We start from the raw sequence: 13,837 nt of genomic DNA on the forward strand, positions 1-13,837 counted from the left end.
GCAGGGCTACCGGCTGACGTTCCCGTGGCCGACGCCTGCCTTATGGGGCACCGCGCTCTCCGGCGCTGACCGTGTGCCGTCCGAAGGGCCGGCGGGCTGCGGTGTGCGCTGGGTCCGCGGCGTCAGGATGAACAGGCTGCCCAGGACGACGGCGGCGCCAAGCCAGCCAAGTGCCGGGAGCCGCTCCCCCACCACCAGGACGGCGAGGACAGCTGCCACTACCGTTTCCAGCAGCGAGATGCTGGTGGCCGTGCTGGCCCGGACCCGGGCCAGGCCCCAGCCGAACAGGATGTAGCCGGCAAACATCGGAACCAAAGCCATATAAGCGCCCACGGAGAAGTTGGTCCAGGAGTCGAGCAGCGGTGCACCGGTGGCGGCCAGGACGGGCATCAGCAGCAGCCCGCCCAGCCCGAAGATGCTGCCCATCGCCGCCCGGGACGGGATGCCGCCGCCGATAAGCCGGTGCGCCGCCCACGAGTAAAGGGCATACGTGCCGCCGGCAAGCAGCCCCAGGAAAATTCCAGCCGTGGAACCCCAGGCCCCGGCGGCGTCTGTGCCAGCGCCGGTCGCGGGACTGTGGCCGGCGAACGAGAGGAGCGCCGCTCCGCCCACGCCAAGGAGCGCACCGGTGATCCAACGCCGGGTCAGCGGCTTCCGGTCGGTGAACCGTTCGATCAGTGCTGCCGCAACGGGCGCCGATCCGATGGAAACCACAGTTCCCACGGCCACTCCGGACAGGTGCATGGAACTGTAGAACGCCAGCGGGTATACGGCCACGGCGGCCGCTCCAACTGCCACGAGCTGCCACCGCCGCAGAATGCCGGACCGCTGCCGCCGGATGGCACGGGCCGCGAACAGCGCCTGCAGCATGCCGCCCACCCCCATGGCCACAGCACCGATGGCCAGCGGGCTCACCCCTGGCGCGAAGGTGGCGGCGGTCCCGGTGGTGCCCCAGAGGATGGAAGCCGCGGCGACGAACAGGGCGCCCCAGAGCGGCGCGTTGGCGTGCCCCGCGTGCACAGTGACGCCTGGTGCGGGGATGCCTGTCACAGTCCTGCCAGCATCCGCTGGGCAATGCGTTTAGCTTCCCGGAGGTTGGCGTCGTCGCCTTCCAGGCCGGCCCTCGCCATCGCCCCCTCGAGGAGGAAGGAGAGGTGCTGCGCGAGCCCCGCCGCCCGTTCCGCCGCGTCTGGCGACGCCGCAGCCCCGGGAAGACCGGCCAGAAGGTCAGCCAAATGCGTGGCCAGTAGGTGTTCAACTTCTTCTTTGTGCTGCCGCACCGCCAGCCTCCCGGGATGGCCAACGGGCAGTTCGGCCGCCGCATTCAGCAGGCCGCAGCCGCGGAAGCCGTGTTCGTAGGAGAAGTTGGCGTGGTCCAGGTAGGCGTCGAAGACGGCGAGGACCCGTTCGCCGGGGTTGGCGGCAATTGCCACCCGGGCGCGGTACAGGTCCAGCCATTCCTCGTGGCGTGCCTCGAGGTAGGCGGCCACCAGCTCGGCTTTGGACGCGAAGTTGTTGTAGAGGCTTTTCTTTGCGACGCCGGCCTCGGTGGTGATGGTGTCGATCCCCGTGGCGCCCACGCCCTGGGCATAGAACAGCCGGGCGGCGGCTTCGAGCAGCAGTTGCCGGGCGGGTGCCCGGGCGGGCAGCGTTACGGCAGAAGCAGCATCGGATACGGATGCGGCGGTTGGGGCTGTTGCGTTGGCGGGCACGGCACGACTCCTTGGTAGGTAGACCAGTCTACCTACCAAGGAGTCGTTGTACCAGATCCGGCCATTTATGCCGCAGCAGCGCCCGTCCGTGATCGCAGTTCGAGCACCACGGCTTCCACGAGCGCGCCCGGGTCCAGGGCGATATCGCCGAGGACGTGCGCCTCATCGGGTTCCAGGGTTTTCGAGGGTTGCCAGCTGGGACTCGAGCAGGGTGCGGGGCATGAACCCGTAGGCCCGTGCGTCCATCCGCGCGGCGATCGTTGCCGCAGTGCCGGAGAGGTGCACGAAAACGACGTCCGGCGCGGCAGCCCGCAAAAGGTCCCGGTAGCTGCGCTTAAGCGCGGACAGGCGACGATGGGCGCAACCGGTGTGCCGCCGTCGTAATTTCCCGTGGCCCCGGCGCCATGCCCCGCCGGCACCTCGCCTGCCCACCAGCGGCGGAGCCTTCGTGGTCACTGCCCGCCTGCCGCCTGCGTGGGACCGCCGCCGTTGAAGCTCAGCAGGACCTTGCCGGAGCTGGTGGAGTCCTTGGCAACCTCGAACGCGTGCAGGGCCTCGGACAGCGGGAACTCATGGGTGATGACGGGCTCGATGTGCAGGCTCCCGTCGGCGAGCGCGGCGATGACCTCATCGATCTCGTCGTTGAAGCGGAACGAACCCTTCAAATCCAGCTCCCTGGTGATGGCCAGCGAGATGGGCAGCGGCTGCATGCCGGTTGGCAGCAGCCCCACCATCACCACGGTGCCGCCGCGGACGGCACCGCGGATGGCCGAGGCGAGGCCGTGGTGGTTGCCGGAGGATTCGATCACCACGTCCGCTTCGACAGCGTCAATGGCAGCCGTGTCCGCGGCGTTGATGACCTGATCCGCGCCGGCGGCGGTGGCGATCTCCAGCGGCTTGGGGTGCAGGTCCACCGCGGTGATGTGCGCGGCGCCGGCACGCTTGAGCACCGCGACGGCCAGCGCGCCGATGGGTCCGGAGCCGATCACCAGGGCGGTCTTGCCGCGGACATCACCCGCCCGGGACACAGCGTGCCAGGCGACGCTGGCAGGTTCGATCAGGGCTGCCGTGCGCAGGTCGATACCTTCGGGCAGGGCCCGCAGCATCCGCACAGGAAGGTTGACGTAGCGGCTGAACGCGCCATCCGTGTGCGGGTAGCGGGCCGCACTGCCCAGGTAGGTGCAGCCCGGCGAGAGATTGGGCCGGTCGGCCGGGTACTTCGCCGCACCGGGTCCGGGGGTGGCCGGGTGGACGGCGACGGCGGTCCCCGCCTGCGGCCCCTCACCGTTGGCCGCGGCGCGGACCACCACGCCGGAGATCTCGTGGCCCAGGACCAGCGGGGCCTTCAGGATGGACTCCCCTGCCGCGCCGTGCAGCCAGTAGTGCAGGTCCGAGCCGCAGATGCCGCCGTACAGCACCTCCACGACGGCCTGGTCTTCGGCCGGGTCGGCCAGCGGTACGTCATCGATGCGCAGGTCCCCTGCGGCGTGGGCCACCAGGGCCGGGCCGGAGGCGGGCAGCTTTTCGGGCGCTGTGTTTGCGGGCATCAGACCACCACCGTCATTCCACCGTCGATAAAGATTGTTTGGCCGTTCACGAAGTCGGATCCGCTGGAGGCGAGCCAGACCACCGGTCCCGCGAGGTCCTGCGGGGTGCCCCAGCGGTGGGCCGGCGTCCTTCCCAGGATCCAGGAGTTGAACTGCTCGTCGTCCACCAGGTTCTGCGTCATTTCCGTGTGGATGTAACCGGGGGCGATGCCGTTGATCTGCAGCCCGGAGGCGGCCCACTCGGCCGTCATGGCGCGGGTCAGGTTCCGCAGCCCGCCCTTTGCCGCGACGTACGGGGCGATGGTGGGGCGGGCCAGGTCCGTCTGCACCGAGCAGATGTTGACGATCTTGCCACGGCCGCGGGGAATCATGTGCCGCGCCGCTTCCCGGCCCACCAGGAACGCGCTGGTGAGGTCAGTAGAAATCACCCGTTCCCAATCGGCCACGTCCAGGTCCAGCATGGGCACCCGGTGCTGGATGCCGGCGTTGTTGACCAGGATGTCCAGCGGGCCGACGTTCTCCTCGATCCAGGCGATGCTGCGGGCGGCGGCGTCGCCGTCGGTGACGTCGAAGGCGATGCTGGTGATGCGTCCGGGCGGGAAGTCGGCGGCGAGTACCGTTTCGGCTTCCTTGAGCCGCTCCGCGTTGACGCCGTTGAGCACCACTGTGGCGCCGGCGTCGGCCAGTGCGCGGGCCAGCGATGAGCCGATCCCCCGGCTGGAGCCGGTGACCAGGGCAACGCGGCCGGTCAGGTCGAACAGTGCGCTCATGCGGGCAGTCCCTGCTGGGAAGGGACCTGCTGGAACGGGCCCTGCTGGACCAGGTTTGCCGGGGTCTCGCCGGCGGCGAGCGCTTCGAGCTGGCGCTTCAGGAGCTTGAGGATCCTGGGCTCGAACGCGGAGGCGTTGCCGCCCACGTGCGGGGTGATGAGGGCGTTGCCAGTGGACCACAGGGGGTGGCCCTTCGGCAGCGGCTCGGGGTCCACCACGTCCAGGGCGCACTGCAGCCGGCCGGAAACAACCTCGGCGGTGAGAGCGTCGGTGTCGATGACGGGGCCGCGGCCCACGTTGACAACCAGGGCGCCGTCGGGCAGGGCGGCGAGGACCTCTGAGTTGACCAGGTGGTGGGTGTGGTCGTTCAGCGGGAGGACCGAGACCAGGATGTCGTGGTCCCGGGCGAGGGTTTCCAGGTCAGTGGAGGCATGGACCTGGCCGTGCTGATCGGTGCGGGCCGTGCTGCCCACGCGCGTTACGGTGACCTCGAACGGCTCCAGCCGGCGGGCCAGTTCCTGCCCGATGCCGCCGATGCCCAGCAGCAGGATGCGGCGGTCCGCCAGGGATTGGCGGCGCTGCGGTGCCCAGTTTTCGGTTGCCTGGTCGCGGACGGCCTGGTCGATGCCGCGCAGCTTGGCGAGGATGAGGCCCACCGCCAGCTCGGCGGTGGCGGCGGCGTGCACGCCTGAGGCGTTTGCCACTGCGGCGCCCGGCCCGGCTGCCTCGCGGACGCCGTCGAACCCTGTGGACTGCGTCTGCACGAACTTCAGGTCCTGAACCTTGTCCAGGTTCCCCAGGACCGCCCCGGCGTTGATGTACGGAAGGATGACGCCGTCAATGCTGCCGTGGGCCGCGTCGGGTTCGCCCTGCATGTCCCACACCACGCCGCGGAGTCCTTCGGGGAGCGGGGAAAGGTCAGCCAGGAGCTGGGGTTCGGGGAAACTGACGGTTCGTATCAACTGCATCGGTGCGGCCTATCGGGTTGGCGGTCTGGATATGGGCTGCCCGGGTCCCGGGCAGTGCGGAGTGGCTGTTCGTCAGTCCTCGCGGCGGTCAAAGGTGAGGCCGCCGGGAACCTGGAACGTGGGCATGAGTTCAAGCATGCCAACATTCACGTGGCGCGGGGTTTCGATGGCGTAATCAAGCGCATTAACAATGTCGTCAGTGGTCAGCGACTCGTAACCCTCGTAGTACGTCTTCCAGGCTTCTTCCATGGCCTCGGGGCTGCCGCCCATGTTCCGGCCGAAGATCTCGGTTTCCACGCGGCCCGGGCAGATTTCGGTGACCCGGATGCGCTTGCCCACGGTGTCGTTGCGGAGCTGGCGGGAAATCTGGTGCACGGCAGCCTTGGTGGCGTGGTAGACCGTGTGGCCGTAGAAGTTGTAGAGGCCGGCGATCGAGCTGATGTTGACGATGTGGCCAAGGTCGCGCTCCACCATCCCGGGCAGGACCAGCCTGGTCAGCTGCAGCAGCCCGCGGAGGTTGACGTCCACCAGTTCATCGATGTCCTCTTCGGAGGAGTCCAGGATGTTGCCAGGGCGGGAGACGCCGGCGCAGTTGACCAGGACGTCCACGTTCAGGTCGCGGACGACGGCGGCGAGCGCGGCGGTGTCGGTCAGGTCCACCACGTGCGGGACTGCTCCCGTCCGGTCCGCCAGCTCAGCGAGGCGTTCTTCGTTGCGGGCCACAGCGTGGACGGTGAGTCCGCGCTTGGTGAGGCGCTCGGTGATGGCGGCGCCCATGCCGGTGGAGGCTCCGGTGACGAGGGCGGTGGTGTAGTCAGAAAAAGGCATGTGGTTCTCCAGGTGTGGGGAATGGGAGTGCTCCTGCGCCCGGCGGCGGGGCCGGGCGCAGGAGCCTGTGGGTCAGGGGTGCTTAGGCATCCCGCAGTGGTTCGTGGGCACGGTCCTTGACCGTGCTGACTGCGGCGAGGGTGCCCAGCGCGGTGATGACGGCGTAGAAGGCGGGCATGTAGATGTTGTTGGTTTCCGCAATCAGCCAGGTCATCAGCAGCGGGGCGGTACCGCCGAAGAGTGCCGAGGAGATGTTGTAGCCCACGCCGTAGGCGGAGTAGCGGACACGGGTGGGGAACAGTTCCACGAGCAGGATGTGAATGACTGCAGTGTGGCCGGCGAAGACGACGGCCATGATGCAGGCGCCCAGGATGGCCAGGCCCATCTGGCCGGTGGCGATCAGGGCGTAGGACGGGATGCCCAGGACGGCCATGGCGATAGCCGAACCGGCGATGACCTTCTTGCGGCCCAGGCGGTCGGACAGGGCGCCCATGAACGGGATGGCGATGCAGATGACCACCAGGCTGCAGGCGGTGACCAGCAGCGCCTCACCGATGGTGAAGTTCAGCTGCTTGCCCTTGAGGAACGTGGGCATGTAGGAGAACAGGACGTAGTAGCCGGAGCCGTTCATCAGCGGGATGAACAGTGCCAGGAGCATGGCACGGCGGTGGACCGGGCTGGCCAGGGCTTCCTTGAGCGGGTTCTTGGAAAGGCCGCCCTCTTCCTTCAGCTTCTCGAAGTTGGGGGTGTCGCTGATGGCCTTGCGGATGTACCAGCCGATGATGCCCATGGGGATGGCCACCAGGAACGGAATGCGCCATGCGAAGGAACCGAAGCCGCCGCCGTCGATCGCTGCCTGGGTGAGCCACGGGGACATGGAGAAGGCAACCAGGGTGCCGGTCAGCAGTGCTGCGAAGGAGGCGATCTGGGCGTAGGAGGTAATGACGCCGCGCTTGCCTTCAGGGGCGTGCTCGGCGAGGAAGGTCATGGCGCCGGCAGCTTCGCCGCCCACGGAAAAGCCCTGGACCAGGCGCAGGAGGACCAGCAGGATGGGGGCGGCAATTCCGATGGCCGCGTACGGCGGCAGCAGGCCAATGCCGGCAGTGGCAACGCTGATCAGCATGATGACAAAGACCAGCAGTTTCTGCCTGCCGATCCGGTCACCCAGGTAGCCGCAGACGACTGCGCCGAGGGGCCGGACGAAGAAGGACACCGCGTAGCCCGCGAACACGAACAGCAGGGCGTTGTCCGGGTTGCCCGGGGCCAGGAAGACCAAAGCCAGGGTGCCGGCCATGAAGGCAAAAATGCCGTTGTCGTACAGCTCCACGAAGATGCCCACGCATCCGGCGGTGACAACCTTGCGGGTCTGCTTCGCAGTCAGACGGTCATGCTGCGGTGCTACCGCATTCGTTGATGTTGACATCTTGTTTTCCTTTGTGGGTTTGGGAAAAGCATTCACGGGATTCAGCTTCCTGACGCTGGGCTGAGTTCGTGCCAGCGCTCGCCGGCTCCGATGCCGAGGAGTCCGAAGACCGTTTGGATGGTGCTCCGCAGCCTGTCCAGTTCCAGGCAGGCTGCCCTGTGGGTGGCCGTTGCATCAGCAACGGTTGTCTTTCGGAAGGTGATGGTGTGTCCGGGCCTGGCCTGCGCCAGGACGTCCAGGGAGCGGCTGGTGACCACTGCCAAAACCGGATAGCCTGCCGTCACGCCGCGTCCCCGGTGCAGGACCAGCAGTTCTTCCCGGGACGGGACCTCGATGGCCCCCACCGGAACGCCGCGGGACAGTACTTCGGAGGTGAGTTGGCGTTCGGGCAGTGCGCCGCCGAGCCGGAGGCCGATGTGGTTGCTCCTGGGGCTGACGGTGTACTGCGAGGTGAAAAGCAGGTCTGCGGTGGTGCCGAACTCCGCCACGTCCGGACCATCGGTGACATCGATGACCGGGTGGGTGGTGAAGTCCGGTTTGGTCAGGCCCAGCCGGAACAGGGGCAGGCCGTAATGCGGCTGGGTGATGGGGGCGGTGGTCCTTTGCGTGGCCAGTTCGGTTCCCTCAATGAGCTTGAGGCCAAAGCCCACCACCGTGTCCGGGGCGCAACTGCCCAGCAGGGTGGGTACTGTGAACGATCCGTGGACGGCGATGTAAGCCCGGAGCCCGGTACGGATTCCACGGACCGCCACTGTTTCGCCGGCCCGGACCGAGACCGGCTCCCACTGCGGGCAGTCGCGGCCGCCCACCGTGAGGTCCAGCGGCGCGCCTGTGACGGCGATCAGCAGGTCCGTGGTGGCGCGCATCCGAAAGTCGAGTGCGGTGAGTTCCAGGAGCGGTTCGTTGTCCGCGTTGCCGGCCAGGATGTTGGCGGCCTTGGCCGAGAACTGGTCCAGGGCACCGTTGACCGGGAGGCCGAAGGCGGGGCCCCTGGTGCGGCCGAGGTCGGTGGCCACGGAGTGTCCGGGCTGCAGGATGACGAGCGATCCGGTCATGGCCGCGCCTCCAGGAACCGCCCCGAGAGGCTGTCGAAGTCCGCTTCCGGGATGGCGTGGAAACGCAGTTCGTCGCCCGGAACGTAGGGCACCAGCGGTTCACGCGTGGCATCGAGGACGGTCAGCGGCGTCTGGCCGATGACGCACCAGCCGCCGGGTGCCGTAGCTGGGGCAATCACTGCCTGGCGTCCGGCAACGGAGACCGCCCCGGCGGGGACGGAGAGCCGCGGGTCCTTGAGCCTTGGGACAGGGAACGGGAAGTCCGGTCCGTCCATCATGGGAGAGCCGGCCGGCGCTCCCAGGCAGCGGATGACGTAGGTCTTTTCCGTATGCCGGGCGATGACGTCCGCGGCCTCCATGCCCTGCTCGGCTGCCACGCGGTCCAGGTCCGGTCCGTAGCTGCCGCCGTACACCACGGGCACTTCGAAGCGGCGGGGCTCACGGACGGTGGCGCCGGTGAAGTCCAGCTGGCGCATGGCGAGGAGCACGAATGCCCGGACCTGCCGCGCGGAAGTGAGGTAGGGATCGAATTCCACCAGCACGGAGTCGTAGGTGGGCACGGCGCCGTGGACGCCGTCGACTCCGGCCGTTGCCAGCCAGCCGGCCAGGGAGTGGACGGTGGCCCAGTCGGCTTCGGCATTGCCGGAGGTCGCCACCACCCGGAGGGCGGCGTCACCGGACTCGTGGATCTCCAGTGCCGCGGGGGCGGCGATGGTTGGGGCCGGCATGGTCAGGAAACCTTCTGCTTCGCGGCGAGCACCTGCGCCAGCGGGGCCACGGTGACGCCTGCCGTGATCAGTTCGCTGCGGATCAGGCGGGCCAGTTCGACGGCGCCGGGATTGTCCCCATGCAGCAGGATGGTGTCCGCCTGGATGGCGAGGTCACTGCCGGACGCCGTGGCGATCAGGCCTTCGCAGACCATCCGGACGGTCCGTTCGACAATGGCTGCGGGGTCGTGGATGACGGCGCCGGGCTGGCTGCGGGGAACCAGGGTGCCGTCTTCCTGGTAGGCGCGGTCGGCGATGCCCACGATGGCGACCTGCAAGCCACGGTCAGCTGCGGCGGTGGCCAGTTCACCGTCCTGGGCGAGCACGATCAGGCGGGGGTCCACGCGGGCTGCGGCGTCAGCCACAGCCCCGGCGTAGTCGGCGCGGGTTGCTACGAGGTTGCCGAGGCGCCCGTGCGGGGCCAGGTGGGAGACAGATCCGCCGTGGTAGGCGGCGAAAGCCGTGAGGGCGCCGAGCTGGTACACGACGTCGTTGCGGACTTCGTCCGCGGTGAGGTCCATGGCCCGGCGGCCGAAGCCGCGGAGGTCCGGGAAGCTTGGGTGGGCACCGATGCCCACTCCCTTGCGGACGCATTCTGCAACGGTGGCATTCATGATGTCCGGATCGCCGGCGTGGAATCCGCAGGCGATGTTGGCGCTGGAAACGATATCCAGGAGGGCCTTGTCGTCGCCGATCGAGTAGGCACCAAAACCTTCACCAAGATCCGCTACGAGATCAACTGTGGGCATTGCGGGCCTTCCTCTGCTGCATGTTTGGGGATGTAAAAAAGTGTGGCACCGGAGACTTGACTCACACAAAGACGTAATCGGTGTCACGGGATAGGGGACGGTTATGACCCCTCGTTTGCGGCCTTGTGGCCGACACCTGGAAATGTACTTATGGCTTGTTTCGGAAATGTAAAAACAATGCGGCTAATTGACGCCTCTGCGGTTTATGCAAAATGCATATGCCGTCATCGGAAGCTGCTATGACCGGAGCGGGGATAGAATGTTCTGGTCATTGGGAAGTCATCTGCAATTAACCTATGCCTGAGGCCGGGATCACACAAAGACGTAATGCCTGTCCCGCCATAGCGCCAACGTATGACCCCCGCAGTACTGTGCCGTCCCCGCCGGAAAGAGGAACGCTATGGACACCCGCAAGCTGGCGTACTTCGTGAAGATCGTCGATTCCGGCAGCATCACCAAGGCCGCCGCCGCCCTCCATGTCGCCCAGCCGGCCCTGAGCCAGCAGGTGTCCTCCCTGGAAACCGAGCTGAAGCAGCGGCTCCTGATCCGGAGCAAGCAGGGCGTGGAGCCTACCGCCGCCGGCCACACCCTCTACCGCCACTCGCAGACCATCCTGAGGCTGGTGGAGCAGGCACGGCTGGATGTGGCAGCATCCGGGGCTGCGCCGTCGGGCCGGGTTTCCATCGCCATCGCCCCCTACAGCATGGCGTCCAGCCTGACACCGCGGATCATCAGCGAAGTGAACCGGCGCTACCCGGACATCGTGCTGCACCTGACCGAGATTTACGGCGGTGTGCTGAGCGAGGCGATCAAGAACGGCCGGCTGGACATGGCCCTGATTTACGAGCCCGGGCCCATCCGGGGCGTGCAGTTCACCACCCTGATCGTCGAGGACCTGTACCTGATCGTCAACGCCGCCCGCGAGCTTCCGGTCGGGCCGGAGGCAGACACTATCACCCTGGAGCAGGCAGCCACGCTGGGCCTCTTCCTGCCGGAGCAGATCCACACCCTGCGGCAGGTGGTGCAGGCCGGCATCGAGGGCAAGGGGCTCACGCTCCGGCTGGTGGGTGAGGTGGAGTCGGTTCCATCGCTCACCCGGCTGCTGCGCAGCGACCTGGGGGCCACCATCCTGCCGAAGTCGGCGGCGGACGCCCTGTTCCATGAGGAGGACTTCCGGGTCCTGCGGATCGTGGATCCGGCGCTGCAGTGCAAGATCGCCCTCTGCACCCCGGACCATGAACCACTGTCCGAGGCGGGGTCCGCCGTGCTGCTGGTCCTGAAGGAAATGCTGCAGGAAATGCTCCGCAGCAAATACCCGCCGATTTCCGCGGGAAATCCTGCCGCCTCGAAATAGCCATCATAAGGCAGCCTTATCAGGTCACGCTCCATTAGTCTTATCCATGGAATTACGGGCGTCCTAGGATAAAAGCCATAAGGGTTCGCCAACGGCGTTTACCCGGCACAAATGATTCCTTGGAGCCCAGCCATGAAAAAGATCACCAGCCTGCAATACCGGAAGTCCTCGGACCGAAGGGTCCAGCTCAAGGCAAGCACAGGCTCGCACTGCCCCACGAACGGATTCTGGAGGCCTGAGGACGGGCCGGCGTCGGACCCTGTTTTCGTCTTTGAGGGAAGCATGATGCCGCCGGGCAAGCGCGGCTCCACCATGTGGTACCTGGATGACAGCCAGGTTGGGCCTCCGGCGCGCCCTCCCCGGCATGAACTGACAAGTTCCACCACAGCAGAAGGGCCCGGAGTTCCGAAAGGAACCCCGGGCCCTGCTTTGTGCTTACAGCGCGGGTTCGAGTTCGGCGTCCTCCACCAGCAGGCCCTTGGCCTTGAGGACGTCCGTAAGCTTGCACAGCTCTATGGTGGTGCCGCCTTCCTTGTAGAGGCGGATGAGTTCATCTTCGGCGTCAACGCGTGCCTGGGACAGTGCGATGACTTCCTCGATTTCGTCCTTCCGGACCACCACGACGCCGTCGGCGTCACCCAGCAGGACGTCGCCGGGGTAGACAATTTCGTCGCCGAACACCAGCGGGTGGTTGATGGGGCCGATGGTTTCCTTCACGGTGCCCTTGATGCAGACGCTGCCGGAGAACACCGGCAGGCCGAGCTCGATCAGGTCCTTCGTGTCGCGCACGCCGGAATCGGTCACCATGGCGGCGACGCCCTTGGCCTTCATGGCGTTGCCCAGCACGTCGCCGAAGGTTCCGGCTTCCTCGAATTCACCGGCCGCAACCAGGACAACGTCGCCCTTTTGGGCGTAGTGGATGGCCACCTGCAGCATGAGGTTGTCCCGCGGCGCGCACACCACGGTGACGGCCGGGCCGCAGAATGACATGCTGCGGTCGATCGGCTTGATCTTCGAGCTCAGCGCACCCTTGCGCCCCTGGGCTTCGTGGACCGTGGCTGAGGAGAACTTGGACAGGCGTGCGATGGCGTCCTCGGACGGCTTGTCGAACTTGGTCTTGACGTGGATCACGGGATGGCTCCTGGAGAGGCTGGAAAGGGAGGTGGTTGAGGGGCTGATGCAGGACACGGGGCTCAGGAGAGCGCCAGGACCGCTTTTTCGATGGCAGCGATGGATTCCTCGATCACGGGCAGTCCCGTGGCGTAGGAGATCCGGAAGTAGGGGCCCACACCGTAGGCCGAGCCCTGGATGACGGCCACGGAGGCGGCGTCCAGGAGGTAGAGGGTGAAGTCCTCGTCGTTGGCAATCAGCTTCCCGTCCGGCGTGGTCCTGCCGATGACCCCGCCGCAGTTGACGTACGCGTAGAAGGCGCCTTCCGGCGTCGCGCAGTTGAGGCCTTCGATGGCGTTGAGCCCGGAAACTGCCGCGTCCCGGCGTTCGCGGTACACGGCCACGCTTTCGCGGACGAAGGACTGGTCGCCGGTGAGTGCCGCGGCGGCGGCCGCCTGGCTGACGGACGACGGGCAGGAGGACATCTGGGACTGGAGCTTGTTGATGGCTGCCACCAGGGGCGCCGGTCCGCCGGCGTAGCCCAGCCGCCAGCCGGTCATCGCGTAGGCCTTGGAGACACCGTTGGTGACCAGCACGCGGTCCTTGAGTTCCGGCGCCACGGCAACGAGGCTGGTGATCGGTTCCGAGCCGAAGTGGATTTCGTCGTAAATCTCGTCGGTGAGGACATGGACGGCGGGGTGCTCCTTGAGGACCGCGGCCAGGCCGGCGAGTTCGGCACGGGAGTAGACCGCCCCGGTGGGGTTGGACGGCGTGTTGAGGATGACCCACTTGGTACGGTCCGTGAGGGCCGCTGCCAGCACCTCCGGGGTCAGTTTGAAGCCGGTGTCCTCGGAGCAGGGGACGACCACCGGGGTGCCTTCATTGGCGAGCACCATGTCCGGGTAGGACACCCAGTAGGGGGCGGGAATGACCACCTCGTCACCCGCGTCCAGGGTGGCCATGAAGGCTGTAAAGATGACCTGCTTGCCGCCGCCGCCGATGGTGATCTCGCCGGGCGTGTACCGCTGCCCGGTCTTGCGCTCGAGCGTCTGCAGGATGGCCTGCTGGAGTTCGGGCGTTCCGGTGACCGAGGTGTACTTGGTTTCGCCGCGGCCAATGGCGGCAATGGCGGCGTCCTTGATGTGCTGGGGGGTATCGAAATCCGGTTCGCCCACCGTCAGGTCCAGGATCCGCCGGCCCTCGGCCTTGAGCTCCCGGACGCGGGCCGCTGCGGCCACGCTGGGTGAGGATTTGATTCGGGTGACGCGTGACGCTGGCACGAATTCAGGCATGTTCTCTTCCGGGGCCTTCCACTGCGGACGGAGGGTGACTCATTCGAGCGTAGGGAAGGAACGCCCCGCTTGGATAAGACCTAAAGTGCGTGGACGGATAAGCGGCCCTTATGACGCCGCACCCAGAAGAATCCGCTATAGCACCACGCCAAATAGGTATTCCCTGCCCGGCGGCGGGGCCGCGTAGCGTGGCAGGCTGGACCTCCTTCCCGCGCTCCGCGCCATGGCGCACGACGGCGGCGGCCGGCTTTCCGCCGTCTGC

The 13,837-nt window shown here is 67.1% G+C and carries 14 protein-coding genes; 1 reads left to right on the forward strand and 13 read right to left on the reverse strand.

The features are described from left to right. Positions 1 to 6: 6 nt before the first annotated feature. From OVA06_RS16225 to OVA06_RS16275, 11 genes are all read right to left on the reverse strand, one after another. The gene (locus tag OVA06_RS16225) at positions 7 to 1,041 is read right to left on the reverse strand and encodes a DMT family transporter (protein ID WP_442793584.1); all 1,035 of its coding nucleotides are present in this window, start codon (positions 1,039 to 1,041) and stop codon (positions 7 to 9) included. Between the two features lie 5 nt (positions 1,042 to 1,046). After that, entirely contained in the window at positions 1,047 to 1,649 is a 603-nt protein-coding gene (locus tag OVA06_RS16230) for a TetR/AcrR family transcriptional regulator (protein ID WP_268160825.1), read from the reverse strand. Between the two features lie 225 nt (positions 1,650 to 1,874). Next, on the reverse strand, positions 1,875 to 2,168 hold the full coding sequence (locus tag OVA06_RS19720) for a hypothetical protein (RefSeq protein ID WP_326493584.1): 294 nt from the start codon (positions 2,166 to 2,168) through the stop codon (positions 1,875 to 1,877). After that, complete coding sequence (locus OVA06_RS16240) at positions 2,165 to 3,259, reverse strand: L-idonate 5-dehydrogenase (protein ID WP_268159719.1); 1,095 nt, start codon at positions 3,257 to 3,259, stop codon at positions 2,165 to 2,167. The genes OVA06_RS19720 and OVA06_RS16240 overlap by 4 nt, the downstream gene beginning before the upstream one ends. Beyond that, positions 3,259 to 4,029, reverse strand: coding sequence for an SDR family oxidoreductase (locus OVA06_RS16245; RefSeq protein WP_056082572.1), 771 nt, complete (start codon positions 4,027 to 4,029; stop codon positions 3,259 to 3,261). Before OVA06_RS16245 ends, OVA06_RS16240 begins: the two co-directional genes overlap by 1 nt. Continuing rightward, positions 4,026 to 4,997, reverse strand: a complete 972-nt coding sequence (locus OVA06_RS16250) for a 2-hydroxyacid dehydrogenase (protein WP_268159721.1) — start codon at positions 4,995 to 4,997, stop codon at positions 4,026 to 4,028. Before OVA06_RS16250 ends, OVA06_RS16245 begins: the two co-directional genes overlap by 4 nt. 72 nt (positions 4,998 to 5,069) lie before the next feature. After that, entirely contained in the window at positions 5,070 to 5,825 is a 756-nt protein-coding gene (locus tag OVA06_RS16255; protein WP_268159723.1) for an SDR family oxidoreductase, read from the reverse strand. Positions 5,826 to 5,907: 82 nt separating this feature from the next. After that, entirely contained in the window at positions 5,908 to 7,248 is a 1,341-nt protein-coding gene (locus OVA06_RS16260) for an MFS transporter (protein WP_268159725.1), read from the reverse strand. Between the two features lie 41 nt (positions 7,249 to 7,289). Beyond that, positions 7,290 to 8,303: a biotin-dependent carboxyltransferase family protein gene (locus OVA06_RS16265; protein ID WP_268159727.1), complete on the reverse strand. Its 1,014-nt coding sequence runs from the start codon at positions 8,301 to 8,303 to the stop codon at positions 7,290 to 7,292. Continuing rightward, positions 8,300 to 9,031, reverse strand: coding sequence for a 5-oxoprolinase subunit B family protein (locus OVA06_RS16270; protein WP_268159728.1), 732 nt, complete (start codon positions 9,029 to 9,031; stop codon positions 8,300 to 8,302). Before OVA06_RS16270 ends, OVA06_RS16265 begins: the two co-directional genes overlap by 4 nt. 2 nt (positions 9,032 to 9,033) lie before the next feature. Beyond that, on the reverse strand, positions 9,034 to 9,819 hold the full coding sequence (locus OVA06_RS16275; RefSeq protein ID WP_268159729.1) for a LamB/YcsF family protein: 786 nt from the start codon (positions 9,817 to 9,819) through the stop codon (positions 9,034 to 9,036). A gap of 400 nt (positions 9,820 to 10,219) precedes the next feature. On the opposite strand from OVA06_RS16275, the gene nac reads away from it, so the two are divergent. Then, the gene (gene nac / locus OVA06_RS16280) at positions 10,220 to 11,173 is read left to right on the forward strand and encodes a nitrogen assimilation transcriptional regulator NAC (RefSeq protein WP_268159730.1); all 954 of its coding nucleotides are present in this window, start codon (positions 10,220 to 10,222) and stop codon (positions 11,171 to 11,173) included. Positions 11,174 to 11,608: 435 nt separating this feature from the next. On the opposite strand, the gene OVA06_RS16285 is transcribed toward nac, so the two are convergent. Both OVA06_RS16285 and OVA06_RS16290 read right to left on the reverse strand, forming a co-directional pair. After that, positions 11,609 to 12,304 (reverse strand): 4-carboxy-4-hydroxy-2-oxoadipate aldolase/oxaloacetate decarboxylase, encoded by a 696-nt coding sequence (locus OVA06_RS16285; RefSeq protein ID WP_261618625.1) that lies wholly within the window; start codon positions 12,302 to 12,304, stop codon positions 11,609 to 11,611. 62 nt (positions 12,305 to 12,366) lie between these two features. Next, a complete protein-coding gene (locus tag OVA06_RS16290) occupies positions 12,367 to 13,575 on the reverse strand; it encodes an aspartate transaminase (RefSeq protein WP_268159731.1) in 1,209 nt (402 codons plus the stop codon). Between the last annotated feature and the right edge of the window lie 262 nt (positions 13,576 to 13,837).

Origin of the sequence: Pseudarthrobacter sp. SL88 (genome assembly GCF_026672455.1) — a bacterium.
GTDB lineage: Bacteria > Actinomycetota > Actinomycetes > Actinomycetales > Micrococcaceae > Arthrobacter.

Bases quoted from the DNA above. Each gene is read 5' to 3' on its own strand.
- OVA06_RS16240 (WP_268159719.1), bottom strand. From the start codon at position 3,259: ATGCCCGCAAACACAGCGCCCGAAAAGCTGCCCGCCTCCGGCCCGGCC.
- OVA06_RS16245 (WP_056082572.1), bottom strand. From the start codon at position 4,029: ATGAGCGCACTGTTCGACCTGACCGGCCGCGTTGCCCTGGTCACCGGC.
- OVA06_RS16250 (WP_268159721.1), bottom strand. From the start codon at position 4,997: ATGCAGTTGATACGAACCGTCAGTTTCCCCGAACCCCAGCTCCTGGCT.
- OVA06_RS16255 (WP_268159723.1), bottom strand. From the start codon at position 5,825: ATGCCTTTTTCTGACTACACCACCGCCCTCGTCACCGGAGCCTCCACC.
- OVA06_RS16260 (WP_268159725.1), bottom strand. From the start codon at position 7,248: ATGTCAACATCAACGAATGCGGTAGCACCGCAGCATGACCGTCTGACT.
- OVA06_RS16265 (WP_268159727.1), bottom strand. From the start codon at position 8,303: ATGACCGGATCGCTCGTCATCCTGCAGCCCGGACACTCCGTGGCCACC.
- OVA06_RS16270 (WP_268159728.1), bottom strand. From the start codon at position 9,031: ATGCCGGCCCCAACCATCGCCGCCCCCGCGGCACTGGAGATCCACGAG.
- OVA06_RS16275 (WP_268159729.1), bottom strand. From the start codon at position 9,819: ATGCCCACAGTTGATCTCGTAGCGGATCTTGGTGAAGGTTTTGGTGCC.
- nac (WP_268159730.1), top strand. From the start codon at position 10,220: ATGGACACCCGCAAGCTGGCGTACTTCGTGAAGATCGTCGATTCCGGC.
- OVA06_RS16290 (WP_268159731.1), bottom strand. From the start codon at position 13,575: ATGCCTGAATTCGTGCCAGCGTCACGCGTCACCCGAATCAAATCCTCA.